Below are 26,912 nucleotides of genomic sequence, written 5' to 3'. Positions count from 1 at the left end.
GAATTGAAACAAATAACCACTAAATTTGAAATAACGATTAATAGTCTTTATTTTATTTAGATTAATTTGGTGAAACTTTATTTTGTAATAAATGCCCTGATTATAGATTTCTGTTTTTAGATGCAACTTAATAATTAAAAAATGCGGAACATTAAACTGATGTTCTGGATAAAAATACACAAACTCAACAAGTATTCTTATAAGTTGTATACTATCACTATTGTAACTTAATCGAATTAAATTATCGTCATAATAATTGTTTATCTTTATTAAAATGCTCGGTTTTTCCGGGCATTTTTTTTGTTCTAAACAGATATTTTATTTTCTTACCTTAGGGCTTTAAAATTTCAAAAAGCAAATGAAAATTCTCAAAAAACTTCTTATAGGTCTCGTTGGTATTATTTTACTTTGTGTGGTTTTATTATATGTTTTTGATTATGATTATATCCTAAAAGGAGTACGTGTAGTATATATGACAGGACATAAAACTGCATATATAGATGATTATACATATTTTGACAATCATGTTGTAGAAAAAAGTAGTACACTGATTCCTTGGAAATTACACGCCAATTATAATAGAGTTACTCCTACCGAAAAGTTAAATATTATCAACAAAGAAATGGGAACCGTAGCATTTATGATTGTCAAAAATGATGAAATTTGGTATGAAAAGTATGCTGAAGGTTATGGTAAAGACTCTAAAACGAACTCTTTTTCTATGGCAAAAAGCATTACAAGTGCCTTATTAGGAAAAGCCGTTATGGATGGATATATCAAAAGCTTAGATCAACCAATAGGAGATTTTCTACCTAAGTTCTCAGAAGGTTTAGCGGCTAAAGTGACTGTAGGAGATTTGTCATCAATGTCATCTGGATTAAATTGGACAGAACATTATACAAGTCCATTTTCAATAACAGCGCGAGCTTATTATGATCCCGAATTAAGAGAGGTGATGAATGGGTTAGATATTGTAGATGAGCCGGGAAAAGAATTTAGATATTTAAGTGGTAATACACAGTTATTGGGTATGGTAGTTGAAAAAGCAACCGGTAAAAGTTTATCAGAGTATCTAAGCGAGAGTTTTTGGAAACCTATGGGGATGGAACAGGATGCATTGTGGCAAGTGGATAGTGAAGATAGTGGAATGGAAAAATCGTATTGCTGTATCGCTAGTAATGCTCGAGATTTTGCTCGTTTTGGAGTACTGTTTAAAAATGATGGAAAGTTTGGAGGGAAACAAATATTACCTAAAGAGTTTACAAAACTGGCTACTCAAAAACGCTTTGAGAAAGATGACATGTACGGTTATGGATTTTGGCTATCTAATCATCTTGATAAGGATATATTTGTGATGCGAGGTATTTTAGGGCAATATGTGATTAGCATTCCTCAAGATGATGTTATTATTGTTCGTTTAGGACATCATCGTGGAGGACCACAAGGATCTTTTAGCGAAGATTTCTTTATATATATTGAGGAAGCTTATAAAATGTTAGAGAATGCTTCATAAGATTAACTTAGAACACATCTTGTTTCTAGACATCGAAACAGTTCCGGAGCAAGAAAGCTTTGATGCCCTAACAGGTGAAATGAAATATTTATGGGCTGATAAAACTAAATATCAGCGCAAAGAGGAGTTCTCTCCAGAAGAATTTTACGAGCGAGCTGGTATTTGGGCAGAATTTGGAAAGATCGTTTGTATCTCAGTTGGGTATTTTACTTTTAAAGTAGAAACAAGGTCTTTTAGAACTACTTCTTTTTTTGGTGATGAGAAGCAACTGCTTATAGATTTCAAAAACTTATTAGAAACACACTTTAATCATCCTCATCATTTACTTTGTGCACATAATGGTAAAGAATTTGATTTTCCATATATCGCTAGAAGAATGATTATTCACGATATTAGTTTACCTTTTAAACTAAATTTATTTGGTAAAAAACCTTGGGAAGTTCCGCATTTGGATACCTTGGATTTATGGAAATTTGGAGATTATAAACACTATACTTCTCTTAAGCTTTTGACAAATGTTTTAGGCATTCCTTCTCCAAAGGATGACATTGATGGTAGTCAGGTAAGAGAAGTGTATTATGAGGAAAATGATATTGATCGTATAGTAATCTATTGTGAAAAAGATACCGTTGCTGTTGCCCAAATTCTTTTACGTTTGAGACAAGAAGAACTATTAGATGATGCTGAGGTGGTTTCAGTATAGAGTCATAGAAATAATAAGCTTGATCAATTCATTTGTGATTTGTTCAAATAATTAGAACAAAAGAACGCTATCATAATTTAGCCAATATAGATTTGCTAATTAGTTTCCCATTTGGTTTTGTAGTCTCCTGTTGTACCAAACCGATATTCTTTGCAATCCATTGTTTTATATAAAAAGTTTGTTTCATACCCATGCTCATATTGGTTTCATTTATGTATGTGATGAGATAACAATTAAATGATCCAGCAGAAGTAGTAATAATTTCTTGTGATTCTACTTTTCGTTTTTTGAGATCTACGGTCATATCTATGCTCATTACACCAGCATCAATGGACATAGTTACTTGACCATCTGGTAATTCTTGTCCGACAGAGAGTGAGTTGGGAATATCAATCCCTTTTCCTTCAATACTGTATTTCATATTTTTGTACTGGTTAAATAAATTAGGAGAAATTATAGATTCTGGATCTAAAGTTGTAGTACCTCCATCACAAGTTACTGTAAATTGGGCTTCAGTAATTTTTTTTTGTTTTTTAGCGTCGCTTAAATACATACTCATAGTAATCTTGGATCTGGAACCTGAAGAATTGACATCCAAAACTTCGTAACTGGTTTTAGAGGTTAGTTTATTTTTATGATTAAAGTGATGTATCGTAATCGTAGTTCCTGCTTTTGAAGGATAAAATTGACTACAATTGTTTTGGGCATTTATGAAAGTATAAGCGAAGATGATTAGTATAAAGCATATTTGTCTCAGTATTTGGGTTACGTTTTTCATTTTGTTGCGTTTTACAGTTTCCTATTTGTGTCATAATCTTTGATTAGGTAAACATGAAACATAAAAAATCGCTCTTTGGAGCGATTTTGAAACTAAAAAGCAAACAGATTTAGTTATTAATTTCTTCCTTTTTCGTTTGGATAGAGTTTATAAACAGGATCACTTTGCCAAAACTCTTTGGTGTTAATATCCATAATTGTAAGAGGGCCTTTAAAAGCAGCACCAGTATCAATGTTCCAAACACAAGTAGCATTCACGGGTGTAGTTTTGTTAATTCTTGTGACTGGAGTATGGCCAATATAGATTTCATTAAAAAGTAAAAGTCGCTTGGGATAAGTAAGATCTGTTTTTTTAAGTTTAGGATCTATTGATAGCGCTGTTTCCCACAAGGTTCGATCCCAGTAAAATAGTTTGCTGAAATATTCTCGATGAGGTCCGTGAAGGTTTGTGAAACCTGCATGTAGAAACAGCCGGTTATGATCATCTATATAATAATTAGTAAGATTTTCATAAAATCCCAGGTGAATATCCATCTCTTGTTTAGATACCTTACTGTAAGAGTCAATAGTTGCCTGACCTCCGTGTTTCATCCATTCGGGCTTGTATTCTTTCTCCGTTAACCAAGTGTAGCAGAGCTCGTCGTGATTACCTCGAATAAAAATGCAAGTATACGTTTTTTGTAATTCGATGAGAAATGAAATAAGCTGAGCACTATCACTCCACCCATCCACATAATCACCTAAAAAAATTAGGGTATCATCAGTTGTGACTTTTACTTTTTCAATTAATTGTTGAAGAGCTTTTAAAGCTCCATGCATATCTCCGATTACAAGAGTTCTGTTCATCGTTATTTATTTTAATAGATTTTGAAGATACTATTTTACAAAGTTTTAAATGTTATTAAATTATTGTTGAGCTATAATTTTTTGTAAAAATTAATTCATTGTATTGTATGTCAGTACTTTATTTAGTGTTTGGTTGTTGCTCATATAAATGTTTCAAGTTTTCTGTAGGGTATTTCAAGAGCTATTTGTTTTGGAATAAAGTATAATTAAAAGTCAAAATGACTAAAACTAAAATTTATTTAATATGAAAAAGATATTTTATGTATTCACGGTTTCTTTATTGTTAATCGGTTGTAATAGCGATGATGATGCATTACCACTAGAAAGACCAGATTTACAAAATGCACTTACAAAAATACCAGATGATATTACAAAATTGTATAGTGCTAAGGGGAATGAGAATACCAACACCGTTATTATATATGAACAAGGAGGGCCGGATAAAGAATTAGATGATCAATATTTTGAACTTAACGGTAGTTTCAACAATGATTACAGCGAGCTATTTAAGGATTATTATAGGGTATATATGCATCAAGCACTTACTTTTAACAATGACCTATGTATGGAAGATGCATTGAAAAAAGAACAAGCTGATTTAGAAAATAGAATTAGTGTAGAAATGTTAGATAGAGTGATTAAGAATTTTAAATCCAAAGGGAAGAAGGTATTTGTGATGGGGCACTCTTTTGGAGGGTTTTTAGTCACAAAATATATCGCTGAGAAAGGAAATAGTACGGCAGATAAATTTGTAATTATGGCTGCTCGTTTAGATATGCAACCAGAAGTACCAAATAATTTCTTAGAAGGAAGACCTTATTATTTTTTAAATGGAACTACACCCACAGAAGAGGATAGAACAGAACTTGTAGAAGAATATAATATGGTAAGACAATCTTGTTCTTCGGTTTTTTCGTTTCTGGGGGCTATTGGTAGCGAGCGTTTTTCTTCAAAAATTACAACTATGAATTTATCTAATGTGATTTATGTGTTTGCTAAAGATGATTTTCAAACAGGAGGATTGTTAACTTCAGAAATAACATTTCTTAATAATAGAATGGCGAAAGTGATTGAGATTGATACAGGTGGTCATGGAGCTATGTTTGATGGACAGTATCCGCAACAAGTCTTTGATCTATTGCAACAATAGTTAAGGGTAGAAGGGTAAGCATACTACTTTATTTAGTATTTATTTTGTGAGGTATAATTACTAATTGTACCTCACTTTTCTTAATATTCTAATACTTTCTTTATATAATGAGTATACTTTTTCATCAATATAACTTTTTAAGTAAGGTTTTGCTTCTTCTAATTTGTCTTTTGCCTCGCTAAAATCATTGAAATAACATAAAAGATAAGTTACAGGTAGATTTAAAAGATCTTTTTGTTCGCTTTTTGTTAGTGGCATTTTCTTTTTTAGCTTCTCTATCAGTGAATTATTACTATTGTATAAATGATATAAGGTTTTTCTGTCAAATTGTGGAGGTTCAAATAATAGTTTACTTTCTATATCGTAACTTACATTGTTTTTAAACTTGATAGTAACTTCTTCTAAGGGGTAATAATCATAAGTATCTTGTAAGCCCAGTTGCACATATTCTATAATTTTAAATTCTTCATCAGTAATAGAAATACTAACTTCATCAAACTGAGAGTAGAATAATTTAACTTGCTCATTTATCAATGCTATATCTACTCTTGAGTAATATATTTCATCCTTTACACGCTTCTCTTTTGCCGACCAACAGACTACAAAATATTCTTTAAAAACTTTGTAATTTGGATTATAATCTTTTCTAGAATTCATAAAATCAAAAACACCATCCAATGTAAGTTCGATATTATTTTGAGCATGACTCTCTATAGATTCTACGATTTCAGAATTTACATCTTTAATTTCAATATCAAATACTTTTGGCATACTGATGCTACCATCTCTAAAAAATACTGTGCCTCCATAATATTTCCAGATATTTTTACGCATAGAACATAACTTACCTTCTTGCGAACGTATGGAAACCAATCCTACAACTTTATCACTTGATAAATGAGGAAAAGGGATATTTTCGTAAGCGACTATGGGAGGATTAGAAAGGTAGGCATTAACTAGGTTTTGGATTTTGCTGTCATCAAAAAAATCAACTCCAATAATCTGATTATCTTCATCTTCAACTCCGATAACGATATAAGAATTGTTTTTTGGGTTAGAATTAGAAAGTGCGCAGATATGCTTTAGAAATTTGGCTTTTCCTTCTTTTTCGCCAATATTGAGCTTTCGTTTCTTATCATAAAAACTATTCTCGTCATTATGCGCTAAAAGATTTTTTATTAAAAGCCGTTTGTTAATCATTCCTTTTACTAATAGCAATACATTCTTTTCCCATATAAACTTAGGAATTTTTATTGGGTATGCAATGTGTTAATAATAAAGAAATTATAAACTTTTATTTATAATGGTGCTATTGGCTTGTGCCGTTGGTAAAACTACCAGATCTGCAATATTTACATGATAAGGTCTAGTGACTACAAAAGCAATAATATCCGCAATATCATCTGGTCGTAATGGATCAAAACCATTATAAACAGTATCAGCTCTATTGTCATCCCCCTTAAATCTAACATTGCTAAATTCAGTTTCTACCAATCCTGGATGAATAGCTCCAACTCTGATTCCATGCTTATTAAGGTCTATTTGCATTCCTTTATTGATGGCATCAACGGCGTGTTTGCTTGCGCAATATACATTTCCGTTAGCATAAACTTCTTTTCCTGCAATAGAACCAATATTGATAATATGACCGGATTTTTGTGAAATCATTTTTGGTATAATCGCTTTCGATACATATAATAATCCTTTTACATTAATATCTAACATAGCGTCCCAGTCATCTAGGTTTCCAGTTTGAATAGGATCAAGACCGTGAGCATTTCCAGCATTGTTAATCAATATGTCGATAGAACTAAATTCTTGTGGAAGTTCATCGATACTCTTAAAAACATGGTCTTTATTACGTACATCAAAACAGAGTGTATGTACTTTTACTGTTTCACATAATTCAGTTTGTAATTCTTCTAGACGTTCTTGTCTTCTTCCGCAAAGTATTAGATTTATACCGTGTTTAGCAAATATATAGGCTGTTGACTTTCCAATTCCACTAGTTGCTCCGGTAATTAATGCTGTTTTCATGATATAGAAGTAATAAGTTTTTAATAGGGATTTTTGCAACACTTAAAAAAAACTTTCGTCTTTTAAAAACATCATCGCGAAAGCCGATGAAAATTGTTACGTCCGTTTTTATCAGTAAAAAGATCTAAATATACTGTAAAATTTGGGCGTAAGCGTATTTTTAGAGGATACATTTAACCTATAATTAACAACAAAAAGAAAAATATTTTAACAATTTGCAATGCTGAAACATGAATGGTAAATTCACGGCTTTAAAAAAAAGAATAGATGGAAGAAAATAGTTCTATTGATATTGCTTCAATCAATGAGAAAATACAAAGAGAATCTGCATTTGTAGATTTACTTGCTTTAGAGATTAATAAAGTAATCGTAGGCCAGAAGCATATGGTCGAACGGTTACTAATTGGATTGCTTGGACAAGGACATATTTTGCTTGAAGGTGTTCCCGGACTAGCAAAAACTTTGGCTATAAACACCCTTTCAAAAGCGGTTCATGGTAGTTTTAGTCGTATCCAGTTTACACCGGATTTATTGCCAGCAGATGTAACAGGGACACTCATTTTTAATATGAAAGAAAATGACTTTTCGATCAAAAAGGGTCCTATTTTTGCAAATTTTGTATTGGCAGATGAGATCAACCGTGCTCCGGCCAAGGTGCAGAGTGCCTTATTAGAAGCAATGCAGGAAAAACAAGTTACAATTGGTGACGAGACTTTCATATTAGATAAGCCTTTCTTGGTAATGGCAACTATGAATCCAGTAGAGCAAGAAGGAACGTATCCACTACCAGAAGCACAGGTAGACCGTTTTATGCTAAAAACAGTGATTGATTACCCTAAATTAGAGGATGAACAATTGATCGTTCGTGCAAATCTTAAAGGGTCTTTTGAAAAAGTAAATCCTGTAGTTTCGGTAGAGCAGATTCTTAGAGCTCAGGAAGCCGTAAGAGAAGTATATATGGACGAAAAGATTGAAAAATATATCTTGGATATTATTTTTGCTACTCGTTTTCCTGAGAAATATGGCTTAGAAGAATTAAAACCTCTTATCAGTTTTGGAGCTTCGCCAAGAGGAAGTATTAATATGGCTACCGCTGCTAAATGTTTTGCTTTCATAAAAAGAAGAGGATATGTTATTCCAGAAGATGTTCGTGCTGTAGTGCATGATGTATTGCGTCATCGTATTGGTATTACATATGAAGCTGAAGCTGAAAATGTAACTTCTGAAGATATAATTAATAAGATTGTAAACGAGATTGAAGTACCTTAGTAGATGTTTTGCATCAGTACAAAGCACTAAATCTTTGTACTTTAATACTTTGTGCTACTAACTTAATACTAACGAGCCAAAAGGCGAGTACATGGATACCAAAGAGTTACTAAAAAAAGTTCGAAAAATTGAAATCAAGACTAGACGCTTGAGCGATCATATATTTGGAGGAGAATATCATTCTACCTTCAAAGGACGTGGTATGACCTTTAGTGAAGTTCGACAATATCAATTTGGGGATGATGTTCGTAATATAGATTGGAATGTAACCGCTCGATATAACGAGCCATATATCAAAGTTTTTGAAGAGGAACGTGAATTGACAATGATGTTGATGGTAGATGTTTCTGGATCACAATTGTTTGGAACCAAACAACAGTTCAAAAAAGAAATTATAACAGAGATTGCCGCAACTTTAGCTTTTTCAGCTACTCAGAATAATGATAAAATTGGATTGATCTTGTTTACTGATGAGATTGAACTTTTTATTCCTCCAAAGAAAGGAAGATCTCACGTACTTAGAATCATTAGGGAGTTATTAGAGCATGAACCAAAGAGTAAAAAAACAAATATTACTGAAGCACTAAAATTTTTATCTAATGTAATGAAGAAAAAAGCGATAGTTTTTATACTATCTGACTTTATTACTGATGATTATCAGCAAACACTTAAAATTGTAGGTGGAAAACACGACGTTACGGGTATTAGAGTTTATGATCGTCATGAAGAAGAAATTCCGAATTTGGGAATGGTGCAGATGGAAGATGAAGAAACAGGAGAATTACTATTGGTAAATACAGGCTCTAAGAAAATGAGAGTGAACTATGCTAAATACTATCAGGAACGCATAAATTATTTTAGAGATAGTTTTAACAGAAGCGGTGCGGGATCGTTAAGCAGTCGTGTGGACGAAAGTTACGTAAAAAAGTTGTTAGGATATTTTAAACGAAGAGGATAGGCGACCATTAAGAATGAAGAATTATAAATTACTAAGTATAAATATGAAATGTAGTATTCCCTCTTTGCAGAGGGTAAAGGGGATGTTTTTTATTTTAATCCTTTTTCTTTCCTGTTCAGTGTTCGCTCAAGTTTCTGCAGGTATTGATTCTACTTCGATTCAGATTGGAGAAGAAATCAGGTATAAAATGCAGGTAGAGGCAGATTCTACTCAAATAGTGATTTTTCCAGAAGGACAGACATTTTCACCACTTGAAGTAATAGAATCCTATAAAACCGATACTACCAAGAATGGTAATCGATTTAGTTTAATTAAGGAGTATGCATTAACACAATTTGATTCAGGATTTTACACAATTCCTAGGCAAAAAGTGATGATAGGAGATCAGGTTTTTCTAACGGATTCTCTAAAAGTAGAAGTGCGAGATGTACTGGTAGATACTACAAAGCAAAAGATGTATGAGATCAAGCCATTGGTAGATGTAGATGCTTCTTTTTTTAATTGGAAAAAATATATTTGGTGGATAATAATTGTCATAGTACTGATCGGGCTGATTACTTTCTTTGTTTTAAGAAGGAAAAAACGAAAAGAAGCTAAAGAAAATGAATTACCACCTTATGAAAGAGCACTCTTGGCATTAAAACGAATTGATGAATCACATCTGTTAGAACAAGACTCGCATAAGGAGTACTACTCTCAATTAAGTGATACTGCACGTAAGTATATCGATGAAGAAGTGTATGATCATGCAATGGAGAGTACTACAGACGAATTGATTGCTCGCCTTGATAAGGAAATAAAAACAGGGTCGTTAAATCTGGATAAACAAACTATCGAAGAGCTTAAAAATGTTTTAAAGACTGCAGATATGGCAAAATTCGCGAAATCTAAACCAGATATCGGAACTGCTAAAGCAGATAGAAATGTAATTGAAAGAGTGATAAATGAAACCAAAGATGCAATTCCAGAACCAACAGAAGAAGAGTTATTAGCAGATGAAGAGTATCGAAAAACAGCAGCAGAGAAAAAGTTAAGAAAAAAGATAATATTTGGAAGTTTAACAGGTATTAGTTTAATAGTAATTACGCTAACAGTTTTTATTTTTGTTAAAGGCTATGATGTTGTAAAGGATTCGCTCTTAGGGCATCCAACCAAGGAGTTAGCAGAAACAGAATGGATAAGCAGTGCTTATGGCTCTCCACCAGTTACTATTTCTACTCCTAAAGTGTTGATTAGAAATAATTTTCAACTTACAGAAGAGCAAAAACAAATTCTTAAAGGAAACGAGACTTTTGTTTATGGTAGTCTAATCGGAAACTTTTATATTACTGTTTCTACAATACAATATAATCAAAAAACAGAGGTAGATCTTAACAAAATAGTAGAAGGTGTTGTAGGTAATTTTGAATCTCAGGGAGCTAAGAATATTACTGTCAAAGATGAAGAATATGAAACATTAGCAGGAGCTAAGGGAATAAAAGTCTTCGGAAGCTTAGAAGTAACGAATACGGTAACTAAGAAGGAACAAAAAAGTGATTATTTGATGCTTAATTTTGCAGAAAGTGGAGGTTTTCAACAGATTATGGTGGTGTATGATAAAGAAGATCGATATGCTAAAGAGGTTGCCCAGCGCATTATTAACTCAGTAGAACTTAAAAATGCCAAATAACTATGTTTGAAAATTTCACATTTGAGAATCCACAGTTTTTTTGGTTGTTTTTAATACTACCATTAGCCATTGCTTATTATATCTGGAAACGAAATAAGCAGCAGGCAGAACTTAAAATTTCTAGTATAAAAGGATTTAAAGTCTCTGGCAGTTGGTTATCTAAACTTAGGCCATTATTGCTTTTGGTAAGGCTAATTGCCTTGGCACTCATTATTACTGCTATGGCTAGGCCTAGGACGGTTGATATTTCAACTAAAACGAAAACAACCAGAGGAATTGACATTGTCATGGCTATTGATGTATCTGCCAGTATGCTGGCCAGAGATTTAAGACCTAATCGGTTAGAGGCTTTAAAGGATGTGGCTGCAGAGTTTATTCAAGGAAGACCCAATGATAGAATTGGTTTAGTTATGTATGCTGCAGAAAGCTTTACTAAAACACCAATAACAAGTGATAAGGCCATTGTACTTAGTGCAATGAAAGAAATTGAATATAATAATCTATTAGAAAATGGAACTGCTATCGGTATGGGACTTGCCACCTCTGTCAATAGATTAAAAGATAGTAAAGCAAAAAGCAAAGTGATTATCTTACTAACTGATGGTTCTAATAATGCAGGTTTTATAGATCCTAAAATTGCATCAGAATTGGCCGTAGAGTATGGTATCAAAACATATACGATAGGTATTGGAACAAATGGTATGGCGTTAGCACCTGTTGCTATAAGACCTAATGGATCATTTCAATATGGAAATGTAAAAGTAGAGATCGATGAGGAACTTTTAAAAGAAATTGCTAAAGTTACCAAAGGAAAATATTTTAGAGCAACTAATAATAAAAAGTTAGAACAGATATACGAAGAAATAGATAAGCTCGAAAAAACAGATGTAGAGGAATTTAAGTTCTATAATTATGAAGAGAAATTCAGGCCATTGGTATTATTGGCAGGTTTGTTATTATTGATTGAATTTTTATTGAAATTTACAATATTTAGAAGTTTTATTTGATTTGAACAAGAGACCTGTCTGGTTTTTAACCAGACAGGTCTGTGAAACTTAAAGCGTTTTGAAAAAAGGAATCATAATTCAGGGAAGTTCTAGAAGTGATGGAGATACAAATATTGTAGTTTCTTACTTAAAGAATATGACAGGTTTTGATGTAGTAGATCTAAACCAAAGAGAAATAAACTACTTTGATTATGAGTTTAAAAATGAGGATGATTTTGAAGTGATTTTCAAAAATATGGTGCAGAATTATCAAACTATAGTTTTAGCCACACCAGTATATTGGTATACAATGAGTGGAATTATGAAAGTTTTTTTAGACAGGATTTCGGATTATTTGTATAAAGAGAAAGATTTTGGAAGGATGCTTAGAGGAAAAGAGATGGCAATGATAAGTTGTAGTAATGATAATGATAGAGTTGATGAATTTAATCTTCCCTTTTCTCGAAGTGCAGCGTATTTAGGAATGGATTATCTGGGTGATGTTCACGCTTGGGTTACTAATAAAGAGATTCCTTTAGAAGTAAAGGAGAAAATAGATGCGCTGGCATTAAAAATAAAGAATTGAGAAAATATAACACTGAGTTGTCACACTGAGCTTGTCGAAGTGTATTTTAAATTACAGTATTAAACTGTAGACTAAGAATAAAAAGAATGTACTTACTAGAAGAAAAAATATATTTTTGGTTGTTATTGGTGATACCTATACTGATCCTATTATTTCTAGGTGTTTTGATTTGGAAAAAAGCAACTCAGAAAAAGTTTGCGGATAAAGACTTGTTAGAAAAATTAAGTCCAAACCAGTCGATTTTTAAGTCAATACTTAAAGTAATCATTATTAGCTTAGCTCTTGCTTGTTTTGTTGTGGCTTTGGTGAATCCCAAAGTTGGTACTAAACTAGAAACTGTAAAGAGAGAAGGAGTAGATGTTGTATTCGCTATTGACGTATCAAAAAGTATGCTCGCAGAAGATATTGCTCCCAATCGGTTAGAGAAATCTAAACAATTGGTAACTCAAATTATTAATAATTTGGCAAGTGATCGCGTCGGTATTATTGCATATGCCGCTAGTGCATTTCCTCAGTTACCGATTACAACAGATTATGGCTCTGCTAAAATGTTCTTACAATCTATGAATACAGATATGCTTTCCTCTCAGGGAACAGCAATCAATGAAGCTATAGAATTAGCAAAAACATATTATGATGATGAAGAGCAAACCAATCGCGTGATGTTTATTATAAGTGACGGAGAGGATCATGAAGGAAATGTAGCATCTATGGCCGAAGATGCGGCTAAAGAAGGTATTAAAATATTTACCATAGGAGTAGGAACTACAAAAGGGGGGCCAATCCCAATTAAGCGTAATGGAATTGTACAGAATTATAAGAAAAATAGTCAGGGTGAAACGGTTATCACTAAGCTGAATACGACAATTTTACAGGAAATTGCAAATCAAGCAAATGGCACATACATTGATGGTACAAGTACAAGTGCAGTAGTAGAAAATGTTACAGAGTTATTGCAAGGTATGGATAAGAAAGAATTCGAAGCAAAGCAGTTTGCAGATTTCAAAGATCAGTTTCAGTGGTTTTTGGGAGCTGGTTTGTTATTACTGTTTTTAGATGTTTTCTTATTAGAAAGAAAAACATCTTGGCTTAAGAAGTTAAACTTGTTTAATGAGCAATAGGATATAAATAATAGAACGTTAGTGTATTGAGCGTTTTGAGCCATTCAACACTGTGTTCGCTTATATAAGAAGTTCGAGATAGGCATTGTAGAAGTATAAAAATTAAAAATGTTATGAAGAATTTACTAATCATATTGTTGTTTTTTCAATTCGGAGTTGGTTTTTCGCAAGACGAGGAGGATAGAGCAGAAATTGTTGCCGAGGCGAACCGATTTGTAGCAACAGCTAATGAAGTGCTAGTTAAGGATGGTAATTTTCCAAAGGCTGAGGGCGAGTATAGAAAGGCAATTTCTAAGAATCCGGTAGATGCTAAAGCAAAATATAACTTAGCTAATTCATATTACAATACCGAAAAATATGATGAGGCTACACAACGCTATACAGAAGCGGTGAAAATTGCTGAATCAAAAACTGAAAAACATAAAGCATTCCATAATCAAGGCAATACTTATATGGAACAAAAAAAATATAAAGAAGCTGTAGGAGCCTATAAAAATGCTTTGCGTAATAACCCTAAAGATGATGAGACTAGATATAATCTTGCACTAGCAAAGAAAATGCTAGAAGAAGAGCAGAAGCAAAACGATCAAAATAAAGATAAAGATAAGGACAAGGATAACAAGGACGAAAATAAGGATAAGGACAATAAAGATAAAGAAGGCGAGAATAAAGAAGATAAAAAAGGAGAGGGAGACGATAAGGATAAAAAGGGAGACGAAGGAGAGGATAAAAAGGATCAAAAAGGAGAAGACGAAAAAGATGAGAAAGGGGATCCAAAAGATGAAGGAAAAGATAAGAAGGAAGATAAAAAAGAAGGTGAAGGAAAACCTGAAGAACAAAAGAAACAACCTCAGCAAGTTCAGGGGCAGTTATCTCCTCAGCAAGTAAAAAGTTTGTTAGAAGCTATGAATAATGAAGAAAAGAAGGTGCAGGATAAGATAAATGCTAAAAAAGCAAAAGGAGCGAAAACAAAAACCGAGAAGGACTGGTAATAAATAACAGATGAAACTAAAATTAATTTTTCTAACACTATTTATAGCAATAACTCATCTAAGCATGGCTCAGGTTAAGTTTGAAGCTAAGGTGAGTAAGAAAAAGCTGGGTATTAACGAAAGATTGCGTGTTGATTTTGAAATGAATCAAGACGGCGATAACTTTATGCAACCTAGTTTTAAGGGTTTTACAGTTGTTGGAGGACCTAATCAATCTATAAGTAATTCATGGATTAATGGAAAAAGATCATATGCTAAGACGTTTAGTTATTTTCTTTCCCCTACTAAGAGAGGAAATTATACAATTGGACAGGCGACCATAGAAATTGATGGACAGACATATAAAACATTACCAGTAAAAGTTCAGGTCACTGCAGCGGTTCAAAAACCAAAAGACGGAAACAATGCGGATTATGTGGCTAGTGAGAATTTACACTTGGTGGCAGAAGTTTCTAAGTCGAATCCATATCTTAATGAAGCTATTACGGTAATATATAAGCTATATGTTAGTCCGAGAATACAGATTAGCAATTTAAGAGAGATAGACAATCCAAAATACAGTGATTTTTGGAGTCAAGCTATTAAAATTGGTCAGCTAAAAGTAGAACGAGGAGAGTTTAAAGGAGAACCTTATAATTTCGTGGTATGTGGTAAGACAGTGTTATATCCGCAAAAAACAGGAAAACTAGAGATTGAGCCTCTTACATTGTCCATTGCAGTAGATGTTCCCACGAATCGCCGTGATATTTTTGGAGGGAAACTATATTCCACAGTAAATAAAACGGTAGCTGCTGGTACAAGAACAATTAATGTAAAACCTCTCCCAGAGCAAGGTAAACCAGATGATTTTTCCGGAGCAGTAGGATCTTTTGATTTTAAAGTAACTCCTAACAGAACAGAATTAGATGCAACAGAGTCTTTAGAGACAAAAGTTTTAGTCTCTGGGAATGGAAATCTAAAACTTTTTGATTTACCAAAACTTAATGTACCTAATGGATTGGAACAATATGAACCAGAACACAATGAACGAGTTCGTACAAACCTCACCGGTATGGCTGGTAATATTTCTGACTCATATACGTTGGTACCACAATTTAAAGGGACATATCCAATTCCACCAGTTTCTTTTTCATATTTCGACCTAAAAACCGAAACATATAAGAGAATTACATCAGAAGAAATTGTGATCAATGTAAAAAACGGGCCTGATAGTGGTAGTATAGTAACTAATTCTGAAACTTCAGGAACTACCAAAAAAACAGTAACGCAAACAGGAAGTCAGTTTAGATTTTTAAAACTTAATGCCAATTTAGAACCACTAGAGAAAGAATATTTTTTTAAATCTAGTGGATATTGGATTGCGTTGACAGCACCGTTGTTTGCAATTCCATTATTCTTATTTTTTGGCAAAAAAAGAGAAGAACGATTAAGTGATGTGAGTGGTAATAGGGTGAGAAAAGCCGATAAGCTTGCTAGAAAGTATCTTTCAGAAGCTAAAAAGAACTTAGGAAACCAGAAGGAGTTTTATATCGCGATGGAGCGAGCATTACATAATTATTTAAAAGCAAAACTTCATATTCAGACAAGTGATATGAGTAAAGATCGTATTCAGCGACTACTTAAGGAGAGAGAAGTTGAGGACACAACTTCCATAGAATTTATCGCCTTGTTAGAAAGTTGCGAGTTCGCCAGATATACTCCATCATCAACTTCGGCTATGCAACAGGATTATGATAAAGCATCTAGGGTAATAGCAGCAATTGATAAACAATTATAAATATTGAAAGTAGTGAAGAATTTAGTAATAATAGTTGTTTTTCTAGTGAGTATGATAAGTATAGCTCAGAATGATGATATATTCGAAAAAGCAAATACTTTTTATAATCAAGAAAAGTATCAGGAAGCCATTGATGCATATAAATCTATTATAGATCGAGGTCAGGAATCTGCTGAGTTATATTATAATCTGGGAAATGCTAATTATAAACTGAGTAATATAGGTTCAAGTATTTATTATTATGAGAAAGCATTAGAACTAGCTCCTAATGACGAGGATATTATGAACAATCTTGCTTTTGCTAATAATGCGACCATTGATGCTATAGATGTAATACCAGAAGGAGTGATTTCCAGGACTATTAGTAGTTTTACTAATATGTTTAGTTTTGATACATGGGCTTGGATTTCTGTATTTTGTGTAGTTCTCTTTGTAGTATTATTTATATTGTACTATTCAACTAGAATATCTTCTAAGAAACGATTATTTTTTCTGGGATCTTGGGTTTCATTAATTGTTAGTTTGTTTGGGATTTTCTTTGCATTTAAGCAGTATAATTTTATAGAAAATAATCAATACGCTATTATTTTTGCTCAAGAAACTACTATAAAAAGTGAGCCTAATTTGCGTAGCGAAGAGGTGTTTGAACTCCACGAAGGAACAAAAGTCAAAGTAACCGAAACGGTAAATGACTGGAAAAAAATTAAACTTGCGGATGGAAAAATAGGGTGGATTCCAGCAACAGACCTTAAAGAACTATAAAATTTATTTTCTAAGAGCCTGAATTTTGCCCTTGGTAGCACTGCGCCATAACCATTCTAATGGCCCATATCTAAAATTTTCTAACCATATTTTGCTTCCTATGGCTTGTAATGAAATAAGAACAACAGCGATAATAACAAGATAGATTGTCTGTAATTGTCCTAAAAAACCTAATCCCCAACCGAAAAGTAAAAAGGTGCCAATAATCGATTGTAGAACATAATTGGTTAACGCCATTCTGCCGTATGAGGAAAAAAGAGAAAGAAATTTATAACCTCGTTTTTTTTGATATAGAAGAATAAAGCCCAAAAGAATGATTGTCGTAAGTGCTATATTAGACCAATCGTAGGTGTTAATAGCTAATATGTGTAACCAACTTTTAAAATCAACAGGTTTTGGTGATAGTGCAAATATTCCAGCAGTTGCAGCCAGAGCAATCAAAAAAGAAATAGAAGCTATTTTAAGCCATTTTCTCACCAACGGTATTTTTTCTGTTACATTGTGAAATAGCCCAATTTTACCAAGCCATAAACCAATCAGAAAGTACCCAAATGTTAAATATAACCTTGCAAATATACCAATTTGAAAATCCATTTTTTGTAGCATTCCTTCACCAGTGTTTGCCGTAAACACTTCGATAATACTACCTTCTTTTAATGTTGATATGTACGCTATATTTATTGTACTATTCCCATCCATAATTGGTGGAAGTCCAAAAGCACTTTCATTGCCTAAAATTGCGTATAATATGAATCTAGGGATACTTACTAAAAACAAACCGGCAACTAAAAGAATCCATTTCTTTTGTAAACGATAAAATGGAATGAGGAAAGGAGTTAACATTGCATATATAGTTAGAATATCTCCTTTGTAAAATAATTGATGTATAAAACCAATGATCAATAATAAAAAGGCTCTCCATAGAAAACGTGTTCCAAAGTTTTCCCCTCTTTTTGCTGCGGTATCCATTTGTATAAAAAAACTAAGACCAAAAAGAATTGAAAACAGTGCAAAGAACTTACCAATAATAAAGAAACTAATAATTCCTCCTAGTATTTGATCAAAAATACTATTCGTGACTTCCATTAGATTTTCGGATGGTGGAGATGCGATATATTGCTCATTCATATGGACTAAACATACGCCAGCTAATGCAAAACCTCGTAAAGCATCAATAATTAAAATTCTATTAGAAGTTAGGTTTTGCAAGATGACTAAAATTACTTTATTGAAGTTGCTTAAGCAAAGACTGAAAGTTAAATTTTACTAATGTTTTGAGTTCATTTATTTTTAAGTGTTTGTAAATAATTGCTCAGTTAATTAATTTTACAATTCATTTAACAAATTTTGAAAGTATTACTATTATTTTTATGACCCATTAAAAAAATTTATGCGTACTATAAAAATTAAAATAGCAAAATTTTTGATTATATCAGGTTTCCTATTCCATTTGGGAAATTATGCAATTGAGTTATTTAATTTTTATAACGGGGATATAGACGCTATCGCTCATATCATAGATGATACTGAGGAACAATCCGAATCGAAAGAGAAAGACAGTTCAGAAAAAGAGGATCTTAAAGAAAAGGGCAAGATTTCTCAATATATTGATGAAAAAAGCACGAGAGTCTCTATTTTAATTTTAAAAGATTATCCAGAAATAAATTACGTAAAATCATCTGTATATCTGGAGTTTACAACACCTCCTCCAGAGTTTTCATAATTTTTTATTAAGTAACCTTTATCTCATTATTTCCATAAAGGGAATATATCTTCTAGATTTTTGAAATTAATCTAATCCTCAATCGCCTAATCTTAGGCATTAACTTAATCATTAAAATTATGAGTATTTTAAAAAATATAAAAAGCGACCTACCAGCGAGTATTGTGGTGTTTTTCGTGGCACTACCGTTATGTTTAGGAATCGCGTTGGCAAGTGGCGCTCCTCTTTTCTCTGGTCTAATAGCAGGGATAATAGGAGGAATAATAGTAGGAGCTCTGAGTGGGTCAGGAATTGGTGTGAGTGGACCAGCGGCGGGATTAGCTGCAATCGTACTAACTTCTATTGGAACTCTTGGTGGTTTCGAAAACTTCTTGGTTGCGGTTTTTTTAGGAGGTTTAATTCAATTGGTTTTTGGAATATTAAAACTTGGGATTATCGGATATTATTTCCCTTCTTCCGTAATTAAAGGCATGCTTACTGGAATAGGAATTATAATAATTTTAAAACAAATACCATATTTTTTCGGTATTGATGCAAATCCAGAAGGTGATTTTGCGTTTCTTCAAATAGATGGAGAAAATACTTTTACAGAATTACTAAAGACTCTGAATGCACTTTTAAGTGGAAGCTTTAATGTTGGAGCTGCAGTTGTAGCACTCTTAGGGCTAGGTATTTTAATTCTATGGAGTAACGTTTTATCTAAAAAAGGAAAATTTTTTCAAATAGTTCAAGGCCCTTTAGTAGCGGTAGTAATAGGGATACTTTTTTATGTATTTACCAAAAGTAGCTCGATAGGTATCACAATTGATCATTTGGTTTCAGTACCAGTGCCAGATAATTTTGATAGTTTTTTAGGACAATTTGCTTTTCCAAATTTTGCTGTTATTGGTAGAGGAGATATATGGGTTACTGCTTTTACTATTGCATTAGTTGCTTCTTTAGAGACTTTATTATGTGTAGAAGCAACGGATAAACTAGATCCGGAAAAAAGAGTAACACCAACTAATCGTGAACTACTAGCTCAGGGAACAGGTAATATGATCTCTGGATTGATTGGAGGGCTGCCAATAACGCAAGTTATTGTTCGTAGTTCTGCAAACATACAGTCGGGAGGAAAAAGTAAAATGTCCGCCATTATTCACGGATTCCTTCTATTAATCTCGGTTATTTTAATTCCAACATTATTAAACCTGATTCCACTTTCTGTATTAGCTGCAATTCTTTTTATCGTTGGATATAAACTAGCTAAGCCATCAACATTTAAAGCAATGTGGAACGCCGGTTGGAAACAGTTTGTTCCGTTCATCGTAACAATTTTGGGTATTGTATTTACTGATTTATTAGTAGGAATAGGATTAGGGTTAGCAGTAGGAATAGTAATTATATTATTTAAAAGTTATCAGAATTCTCATTTTTTACACATTGAGGATAAGAGTAATGGAAAGCATAAAATTAAAATGACCTTGGCAGAAGAGGTTACTTTTTTTAATAAAGGAGCAATCCTAAAAGAACTAGATAGATTACCAGAACATACAGATCTTACTTTGGATGTAAGAAACACTAGATATTTAGACAATGATATCATCGAAATACTACAAGATTTTTCTGAAAAGGCTAAAAATAGAAATATTGATATTCATTTAATATCTGAACGGGGAGTTGCAGAAAACCCAGATGACTATATTCAATTTTTTAAATTAAGACCAAAAACAGTATAAATCAAAGGAATAATTATGAAAGCACATACTAAAGAAACACAAGCAGGAATTACCCCTCAGATAGCATTACAATTATTGAAGGAAGGAAATCAAAGATTTCAGAAGAAACATATGGCAGATCGTGATCTTTTGGATCAGGTAAATGACACTAAAAGTGGTCAGTTTCCGTTTGCAACAATCTTAAGTTGTATTGATTCTAGGGTTTCTTCAGAATTAATTTTTGATCAAGGAATAGGGGATGTTTTTAGTGCGCGAGTAGCAGGTAATTTTGTAAATGAGGATATCCTAGGAAGTATGGAGTTTGCTTGTAAACTAGCAGGAACTAAATTAGTGCTGATTTTGGGACACACCGCTTGTGGTGCCGTAAAAGGAGCGTGTGATGATGCAAAACTGGGAAACCTTACTGCTTTATTAAGTAAAATAAAACCAGCGGTAGCTGCAGTAGCTGAACCATCTGATGAATCGTTAAGAAATTCTAAGAATATCGAATTTGTCAATGAAGTAGCTGTTAAAAATGTACATATGACGATTGATAATATTCGAAAAGAGAGTAGTGTACTAAAAGAAATGGAAGACAATGAAGAAATACTAGTTATTGGTGGTATGTATGATATTAACGATGGTAGTGTAACCTTTTTCGAAGGCTAAAAATGCTAAAACTGTTTTAAAAAAAGGACTAAGTTATGATGACTTAGTCCTTTTTTGCGTCAACCCTAATAGTTTCACTATTGTTGTTCACGATACAATCTAGAAAGATGAAAGGATTTTTTGAAAATCTTATAGGTGATGTATTCGGCAGTTTAACTGCTGGTATTGTAGCATTGCCACAAGTGTTAGCGTTTGGAGTATCCTCAGGTTTAGGACCAACTGCTAGATTATATGGCGCCATTTTTACTAGTTTTTTATAGCGTTATTTGGAGGAACTAATACTCAGATTTCTGGACTAACGACACCGAGGACAGCAGTAAGTATGGCAGTTATTGATATCATCCCTGACTTTATTCCTGAATCTAGTATTTTTAAAGATTTTACAAGTTGTTTAAACTATTTGAAAAAGAGCGGAATAAAGAGCTTTTGGATGGTTAAAATGAGCAATCTTTTTAGTGAGTTTATTATAAAAACAATTAAACCGTAGTGTCAGAATTATCGCTTCGATCACTTTTTAAAATACTAGGTAGTACCATCGGTGCTAACTTTTTTACAGGAGAATAAAGTATTGAAGAATCTAATGTTTCTTGCTTAATTATATTTAGAGACCTATTTCCAGCATCTACAAAAATGATAACTACACTAGCAATAAATGCAAACTTTAATACGCCAAATGCTGCTCCTAGTAGCTTATTAAGAATACCAAGTGAAGCAAAATCTGCAATCTTGGTCAATAATTTTCCAGCAAGAGAAATTAATATAACCACAATAATAAAGGTTATAGCAAATGCGGTTAATTTAAGAGCTCCATCTCCCCAATCAACGTACTGTTCTAGATATTCTCCTATAAGGTGCGAAAAATGTACAGCGATATAAATTCCGGCAACCAAAGCAACTAAAGAAGCAAGGGAAACAAACAAGCCTTTGCTAAACCCTTTTATTAATCCCCAAAGTAAGAGTATACCTAGGATGATATCTATATAATTCATGAAAACTTTTGTTTGGACTAAGATACTATTTTAAATCAAAATTGCGTATCATCGAACAATAGGTTCAAATAAATTTAGGAACCTGAATTCGATTCGAGAAAAGAAATAGATGAAATCTAATTGAAGATAAAAAATTGAATATCAACAAGCTTTAAATCTAGTTCAGATTACAAGAAAGATAACTCTTTGGGAAGTATGTTTAGTATCACTAATTTGAAGATTATACTTGTTCTGATATAACATTTAAGCAATTAGTTTTTGAATTATTATTGAAAATAAAAGCTATATTTAAAATAGATATCATGAATATGAGAAAAATAAATACACTAGTACTATTTTTTATTGTTCTAGGATATTGCTACATCAGTTGCGCTTCTAAAGATAATTTACAAATAGAACGCTATGAGAGTGGTGATATTAAATCAATTGGGAACATTAATAATGGTAAAAAAGTTGGAGTTTGGGCTTTTTATGATGAATTAGGAACCAGAGTGGATTCTATTCAATATGCTAATGGAGTGAGAAATGGTTGGTTTAAAGGTTATGATTTACGAGTAGGGCAATTAGATAAAAACGGACAATATATAGATGATAAAGAAACAGGTGTTTGGGAATCATATCACGAAGGTAATGCACTGCATTCTAGAGAAACGTTTAAATCAGGAAATAGAGTAGGAGAATCTATTTATTACTATGTAGAAGGAACTCCTAAAATGATTACTCAATATGATGATAGTGGGAAACAACATGGTAAAACTGAAGAATTTTATGTAAGCGGGGAGCTCCAGATAATAGGTCAATATCATAGTGGAAAACTTGATGGAGAATGGAAAGAGTATTATGAAAATGGATTATTAAAAGAAACTTACAGCTATCAGGATGGATTATGGCACGGAACCTATGAAAAATATTATCCAAATGGTAATATAGCCGAAAAAGGAAAATATGAATCAGACAATCCTTCTGGAATCTGGGAATATTTTGACATAAATGGAATGGTTGTCTCTAAAAAGAGATTTTAAGTAATCAACATGAAAGCTTTTAGTTTAGAACCATAAATAAGCATATCAAGTTGTATTTTTGCAAAAAATTTTTGCATGGCTAGAGACGAAAAATTAAAAGAACGATGGGAAGAGTTGGTAACTAAATTATCAAATCAATTTGCGGATGGAGATACGTTAGATCTGGATGCTATTATCTATCTAATCGGAGTACAAGAATTGGGTCAGGTGCATCGAAAATTTAAAAAAGATGAAAAATTAGATCTAATGCATATTGCTATTTGTAGGTTGTTAGAACCATACGGTTATTATGAATTCGATTATTTTGATGAGCAAGGATGGCCACATTATATTGTAAAAGAACAACTACCTAATCTCAAAGCAGGAGAGCAGTCTGTCTTAATGAAAGAAGCTATCGTTAGTTATTTTCTGACAAGTGAATATATTTTTTAATATTGTCAAAGAGCTATAATTCAAAAAAAGATGCTTAAGTGAGCATCTTTTTTTGAATATTATTGATAATGTAGTTATCTTCTCATTGCATACCAAGAAGCCGAGGGAAGATTACTTATCAGTTCTCTTAATCCTTTCATATCTATGATTAGGATTCCAAAAAATAACTTTTTCATATCGACATTTTTTTTAATTAAACATTAAATAATGACTAGCTTTTAGTCACATACCATTTGTTTGCATGTATTGGTTATGAGATGTTATTTTGGGAAGATTTAAGGCGAAAATTTATAGTATTTAAAAAAATCTTAGTTTTTAAATACTAAATCTAAAAATAGTTAATATCTACAGTTTTATCAAGGTTTTTAACGTGCTTTAACGTACTTGTTAATTGTTTTTCTTAAAGAATCTTAAAAAAAGGTATTTATCTGATTATAAGAATATTATTGTTTTGTTGCTTTTAAGATTTATTATTTGCCAATACTGATCAATTAGGAGGTGTTTTTTTAGATTTAGTATAAAAAAAAATATATTTTAGATATTATAAAGGATCTCATTGTTCATAATGATACCGGAAAAACTTACTAAGAAACGATCATAGGTAGGCTACCAGTAGAGCCGTTTAATACAATTAGTAATCTTGTATTTTTATTTGTAATAATTTACTTCTCTGCTAGAGTATGAAAAATCCAAAGTGTCACTTGTTTTCAGTTTTTGTATTTTTTGTTATAGCCATAAGTTTTAGAAGTGCGGATACGTTCTGGGAAACTGATTTTTTCTATATGGGAGCGCATTAGTTATGCCATCTATTTAGAGGAATCTCGGTTTTCTTTTTGATGCTATACACCTATCTAGATAATCTAAAACAAAATAAAGTCCTTTCTAAAGGGTGATTTTTCTGGAAATAACACGTTTTATTATTAAAATAACACATTTTTTAGACACCGTGTACAATTTAATGAGGTACAAATCTTAAATTTGCCCTCTACTATAAGAAAAAGATCATGATCGATAAGATTAAAGAATATATCTCAGAAGTTGAAGATTTCTCAGCTAAGACTAAAGAAGAAGTTGAAACATTTAGAATTAAGTTTTCTGGTAAAAAAGGCTTGGTTAATGACTTTTTTGCTGAATTCAGGAATATTGCGAATGATCAAAAGAAAGAGTTTGGTCAGGCTATAAATGCTCTAAAAGTTGCAGCAGAAGAAAAGGTAAAAGCTTTGAAAGATGAGCTAGAGTCCAAAGATGAAGAAAAGGGAGCGTATGGAGATCTTACACGTCCTGCAGAACCGATTGCTTTAGGATCTCGTCATCCAATTTCTTTAGTAAAAAATCAAATTACAGATATATTCTCTCGTATTGGTTTTAATGTAAGTGAAGGCCCGGAAATTGAAGATGACTGGCACAACTTTACAGCACTTAACTTACCAGAGTATCATCCTGCACGTGATATGCAGGATACGTTTTTTATCCAGACTGATCCTGATATTTTATTACGTACGCATACATCTTCTGTACAGGTAAGATATATGGAAGAAAATAAACCACCAATAAGAACTATTTCTCCAGGTAGAGTATATCGGAATGAAGCAATCTCTGCTAGGTCGCATTGTTTCTTTCATCAAGTAGAAGGTTTATATATTGATAAAGACGTCTCGTTTGCTGATCTTAAGCAAACATTACAATATTTTACTACAGAAATGTTTGGGAAGTCTAAGATTAGATTGCGCCCATCTTACTTTCCTTTTACTGAACCAAGTGCAGAGGTAGATGTATATTGGGGATTAGAAACAGAAACAGATTATAAAATGACCAAAGGAACAGGTTGGTTAGAGATTATGGGTTGTGGAATGGTAGATCCTAACGTATTGAAAAACTGTAATATTGACCCAGAAGAATATAGTGGCTTTGCTTTTGGTATGGGAATCGATCGTATAGCGCTATTGTTATATGGAATTTCGGATATCCGTATGTTAAGCGAAAACGATGTACGTTTCTTAGAACAATTTAAGTCTGCTTTATAGTTGAAAAAAGATATAGAAATACCAGTAGTACAAAATGTCTACGTAGCCGTTGTCAAAGAGCAAAATAAAGAGTTCGGTGGAGAGGATTGGAATTCATATATTATTAATGATCAAGAAACTCCAATAGAAATGGTAATGGTAGTTACCAAAGGATACGATACCGAAAGAAAAACTTCTATATTTAGGCATAGTATCGGAACAGTTGATGCCAAATCCTCTGCTAAAATCGAAATGATTCAGGAAGAATTATTTGTTATGAACAATGAATTTTCGGTTACTTTCTTTGCTGATGGTAAACTATTCGATAAGAAATATGTTTTCAGAAAAAATACAATTAATGAAAACGCTTTTCGGGATCTTCCTGTAATAGAACAACGAGGAGTATTGGTTTCATAAACTTCATTTTTATATAATTATTAGTTAAATAACTTGTAGAAAAACAGGTTAATACCCCTTAATTAATACGCTAATTGACTTTACTTTAGCTTCATACTTCCCCGCAACAATTGGAATGCCAACAGCCAATTGTAATGGGGATTTTTTTAATCTTAAAACCTAAATAATATGAAAAAAGTATTTTTTTTAGTCGTAGCAATTACAATTGGGGTATTCTACGCTTGTGAAAAAGAAACAGTAGAAGAAACAAATTCTATTGTAGAGGTAAATGAAAGTAATAACCAAACAGATATGGAAGGTAAATGGGCTTCCTATAGATGTTACTATATTTTCGAAAGAGGACTAAGGTTTCAAGGGAGGTGTTTTTCTTCGCTTAATGGAATATGTGGTTTCGAAAAAATATGCATTCCTATCTTTTACGATCCTTGCTGGTTTGTACCTTGTTGGATTGATATTTGGGAACCTTGGATAATTTATGAAAAACTTGATCCAAGGGACTTTCTGTCTTTTAGAGATAAATTAGAAGTAGACATAGATCCAAGAAAAGTTTCTATACCCTTTGCTTTAAATGAAAAAATAGCAGGATTGCAGTTTTATCAAGAGGAAGGTTTGTTTAAGGATAATGTCTTTATAGTAGAAGATTCATTGATTCTTGACGCAGAAATTTCCAAAGAACTGGGATTGCAAGGCAATGTGGTAAAAGCTGGAAAATATCCAGTAATTACTAATAAGGAAAATGGAACTTTTAATGTCATTTTAGCTGTAGAAAAAGGATTCGAACGCTAATACTAATTGATAAAGGTTGGCAATAAAA

The 26,912-nt window shown here is 32.4% G+C and carries 26 protein-coding genes and 1 pseudogene; 21 read left to right on the top strand and 6 right to left on the bottom strand.

Going from position 1 to position 26,912, the window contains the following annotated elements:
• Positions 1–358 precede the first annotated feature (358 nt).
• Positions 359–1,513, top strand: a complete 1,155-nt coding sequence (locus tag Q0921_RS16730) for a serine hydrolase (RefSeq protein ID WP_299258870.1) — start codon at positions 359–361, stop codon at positions 1,511–1,513.
• Positions 1,503–2,216 carry a 3'-5' exonuclease gene (locus tag Q0921_RS16725; protein ID WP_299258868.1) on the top strand — a complete coding sequence of 238 codons (714 nt, stop codon included), beginning with the start codon at positions 1,503–1,505 and terminating at the stop codon, positions 2,214–2,216. Before Q0921_RS16730 ends, Q0921_RS16725 begins: the two co-directional genes overlap by 11 nt.
• Positions 2,217–2,286: 70 nt before the next feature.
• On the opposite strand, the gene Q0921_RS16720 is transcribed toward Q0921_RS16725, so the two are convergent.
• A complete protein-coding gene (locus Q0921_RS16720) occupies positions 2,287–2,994 on the bottom strand; it encodes a hypothetical protein (protein ID WP_299258866.1) in 708 nt (235 codons plus the stop codon).
• A 116-nt stretch (positions 2,995–3,110) separates the two neighbouring features.
• A complete protein-coding gene (locus Q0921_RS16715; RefSeq protein ID WP_299258864.1) occupies positions 3,111–3,839 on the bottom strand; it encodes a metallophosphoesterase in 729 nt (242 codons plus the stop codon).
• Between the two features lie 244 nt (positions 3,840–4,083).
• On the opposite strand from Q0921_RS16715, the gene Q0921_RS16710 reads away from it, so the two are divergent.
• A complete protein-coding gene (locus Q0921_RS16710) occupies positions 4,084–4,989 on the top strand; it encodes a hypothetical protein (RefSeq protein ID WP_299258862.1) in 906 nt (301 codons plus the stop codon).
• A 60-nt stretch (positions 4,990–5,049) separates the two neighbouring features.
• On the opposite strand, the gene Q0921_RS16705 is transcribed toward Q0921_RS16710, so the two are convergent.
• On the bottom strand, positions 5,050–6,189 hold the full coding sequence (locus Q0921_RS16705) for an ATP-binding protein (RefSeq protein ID WP_299258860.1): 1,140 nt from the start codon (positions 6,187–6,189) through the stop codon (positions 5,050–5,052).
• An 84-nt stretch (positions 6,190–6,273) separates the two neighbouring features.
• Entirely contained in the window at positions 6,274–7,026 is a 753-nt protein-coding gene (locus Q0921_RS16700) for an SDR family NAD(P)-dependent oxidoreductase (RefSeq protein ID WP_299258858.1), read from the bottom strand.
• A 267-nt stretch (positions 7,027–7,293) separates the two neighbouring features.
• Here Q0921_RS16700 and Q0921_RS16695 point away from each other — a divergent pair, with 267 nt between their 5' ends.
• From Q0921_RS16695 to Q0921_RS16655, 9 genes are all read left to right on the top strand, one after another.
• Positions 7,294–8,295, top strand: coding sequence for a MoxR family ATPase (locus Q0921_RS16695; RefSeq protein ID WP_299258856.1), 1,002 nt, complete (start codon positions 7,294–7,296; stop codon positions 8,293–8,295).
• A gap of 91 nt (positions 8,296–8,386) precedes the next feature.
• Entirely contained in the window at positions 8,387–9,253 is an 867-nt protein-coding gene (locus Q0921_RS16690) for a DUF58 domain-containing protein (RefSeq protein WP_299258854.1), read from the top strand.
• Positions 9,254–9,266: 13 nt separating this feature from the next.
• Positions 9,267–10,922 (top strand): DUF4381 domain-containing protein, encoded by a 1,656-nt coding sequence (locus Q0921_RS16685; RefSeq protein WP_299258852.1) that lies wholly within the window; start codon positions 9,267–9,269, stop codon positions 10,920–10,922.
• A 2-nt stretch (positions 10,923–10,924) separates the two neighbouring features.
• Positions 10,925–11,929 carry a VWA domain-containing protein gene (locus tag Q0921_RS16680; RefSeq protein ID WP_299258850.1) on the top strand — a complete coding sequence of 335 codons (1,005 nt, stop codon included), beginning with the start codon at positions 10,925–10,927 and terminating at the stop codon, positions 11,927–11,929.
• 58 nt (positions 11,930–11,987) lie between these two features.
• A complete protein-coding gene (locus tag Q0921_RS16675; protein WP_299258848.1) occupies positions 11,988–12,494 on the top strand; it encodes a flavodoxin family protein in 507 nt (168 codons plus the stop codon).
• 86 nt (positions 12,495–12,580) lie between these two features.
• The gene (locus tag Q0921_RS16670; RefSeq protein ID WP_299258846.1) at positions 12,581–13,615 is read left to right on the top strand and encodes a VWA domain-containing protein; all 1,035 of its coding nucleotides are present in this window, start codon (positions 12,581–12,583) and stop codon (positions 13,613–13,615) included.
• A 113-nt stretch (positions 13,616–13,728) separates the two neighbouring features.
• Entirely contained in the window at positions 13,729–14,607 is an 879-nt protein-coding gene (locus tag Q0921_RS16665) for a tetratricopeptide repeat protein (protein ID WP_299258844.1), read from the top strand.
• A gap of 10 nt (positions 14,608–14,617) precedes the next feature.
• A complete protein-coding gene (locus Q0921_RS16660) occupies positions 14,618–16,384 on the top strand; it encodes a BatD family protein (RefSeq protein WP_299258842.1) in 1,767 nt (588 codons plus the stop codon).
• A 12-nt stretch (positions 16,385–16,396) separates the two neighbouring features.
• A complete protein-coding gene (locus Q0921_RS16655; RefSeq protein WP_299258840.1) occupies positions 16,397–17,146 on the top strand; it encodes a tetratricopeptide repeat protein in 750 nt (249 codons plus the stop codon).
• 3 nt (positions 17,147–17,149) lie between these two features.
• Here Q0921_RS16655 and Q0921_RS16650 read toward each other — a convergent pair whose 3' ends face one another.
• The gene (locus tag Q0921_RS16650; RefSeq protein WP_299258838.1) at positions 17,150–18,355 is read right to left on the bottom strand and encodes a DUF418 domain-containing protein; all 1,206 of its coding nucleotides are present in this window, start codon (positions 18,353–18,355) and stop codon (positions 17,150–17,152) included.
• 181 nt (positions 18,356–18,536) lie between these two features.
• Between Q0921_RS16650 and Q0921_RS16645 the strand changes: the two genes are divergently transcribed.
• The 4 genes and pseudogenes from Q0921_RS16645 to Q0921_RS16630 form a co-directional block, all read left to right on the top strand.
• Positions 18,537–18,869 carry a hypothetical protein gene (locus Q0921_RS16645; protein WP_299258836.1) on the top strand — a complete coding sequence of 111 codons (333 nt, stop codon included), beginning with the start codon at positions 18,537–18,539 and terminating at the stop codon, positions 18,867–18,869.
• A gap of 125 nt (positions 18,870–18,994) precedes the next feature.
• Positions 18,995–20,587, top strand: a complete 1,593-nt coding sequence (locus Q0921_RS16640) for a SulP family inorganic anion transporter (RefSeq protein WP_299259135.1) — start codon at positions 18,995–18,997, stop codon at positions 20,585–20,587.
• 15 nt (positions 20,588–20,602) lie between these two features.
• Positions 20,603–21,235: a carbonic anhydrase family protein gene (locus tag Q0921_RS16635; protein ID WP_299258834.1), complete on the top strand. Its 633-nt coding sequence runs from the start codon at positions 20,603–20,605 to the stop codon at positions 21,233–21,235.
• A 107-nt stretch (positions 21,236–21,342) separates the two neighbouring features.
• Positions 21,343–21,569, top strand: a pseudogene (locus Q0921_RS16630) (SulP family inorganic anion transporter); the annotation flags it as partial.
• A 142-nt stretch (positions 21,570–21,711) separates the two neighbouring features.
• On the opposite strand, the gene Q0921_RS16625 reads toward Q0921_RS16630, so the two are convergent.
• Complete coding sequence (locus tag Q0921_RS16625; protein ID WP_299258832.1) at positions 21,712–22,224, bottom strand: CvpA family protein; 513 nt, start codon at positions 22,222–22,224, stop codon at positions 21,712–21,714.
• Positions 22,225–22,526: 302 nt separating this feature from the next.
• Between Q0921_RS16625 and Q0921_RS16620 the strand changes: the two genes are divergently transcribed.
• The 5 genes from Q0921_RS16620 (at position 22,527) to Q0921_RS16600 (ending at position 26,884) form a co-directional block, all read left to right on the top strand.
• A complete protein-coding gene (locus tag Q0921_RS16620) occupies positions 22,527–23,246 on the top strand; it encodes a toxin-antitoxin system YwqK family antitoxin (protein WP_299258830.1) in 720 nt (239 codons plus the stop codon).
• Between the two features lie 75 nt (positions 23,247–23,321).
• Positions 23,322–23,678: a hypothetical protein gene (locus Q0921_RS16615; RefSeq protein WP_299258828.1), complete on the top strand. Its 357-nt coding sequence runs from the start codon at positions 23,322–23,324 to the stop codon at positions 23,676–23,678.
• A gap of 1,004 nt (positions 23,679–24,682) precedes the next feature.
• Positions 24,683–25,702, top strand: coding sequence for a phenylalanine--tRNA ligase subunit alpha (gene pheS / locus Q0921_RS16610; RefSeq protein ID WP_299258826.1), 1,020 nt, complete (start codon positions 24,683–24,685; stop codon positions 25,700–25,702).
• Positions 25,703–26,098 (top strand): hypothetical protein, encoded by a 396-nt coding sequence (locus Q0921_RS16605; RefSeq protein ID WP_299258824.1) that lies wholly within the window; start codon positions 25,703–25,705, stop codon positions 26,096–26,098. It begins immediately after the preceding gene.
• 168 nt (positions 26,099–26,266) lie between these two features.
• The gene (locus Q0921_RS16600) at positions 26,267–26,884 is read left to right on the top strand and encodes a hypothetical protein (protein ID WP_299258822.1); all 618 of its coding nucleotides are present in this window, start codon (positions 26,267–26,269) and stop codon (positions 26,882–26,884) included.
• Positions 26,885–26,912 lie beyond the last annotated feature (28 nt).

Origin of the sequence: uncultured Aquimarina sp. (assembly GCF_947496855.1) — a bacterium.
In the GTDB taxonomy this organism is placed as follows: domain Bacteria; phylum Bacteroidota; class Bacteroidia; order Flavobacteriales; family Flavobacteriaceae; genus Aquimarina.
The sequence above is the reverse complement of the archived record's forward strand: the minus strand, read 5'-3'. Positions and strand labels throughout refer to the sequence as shown.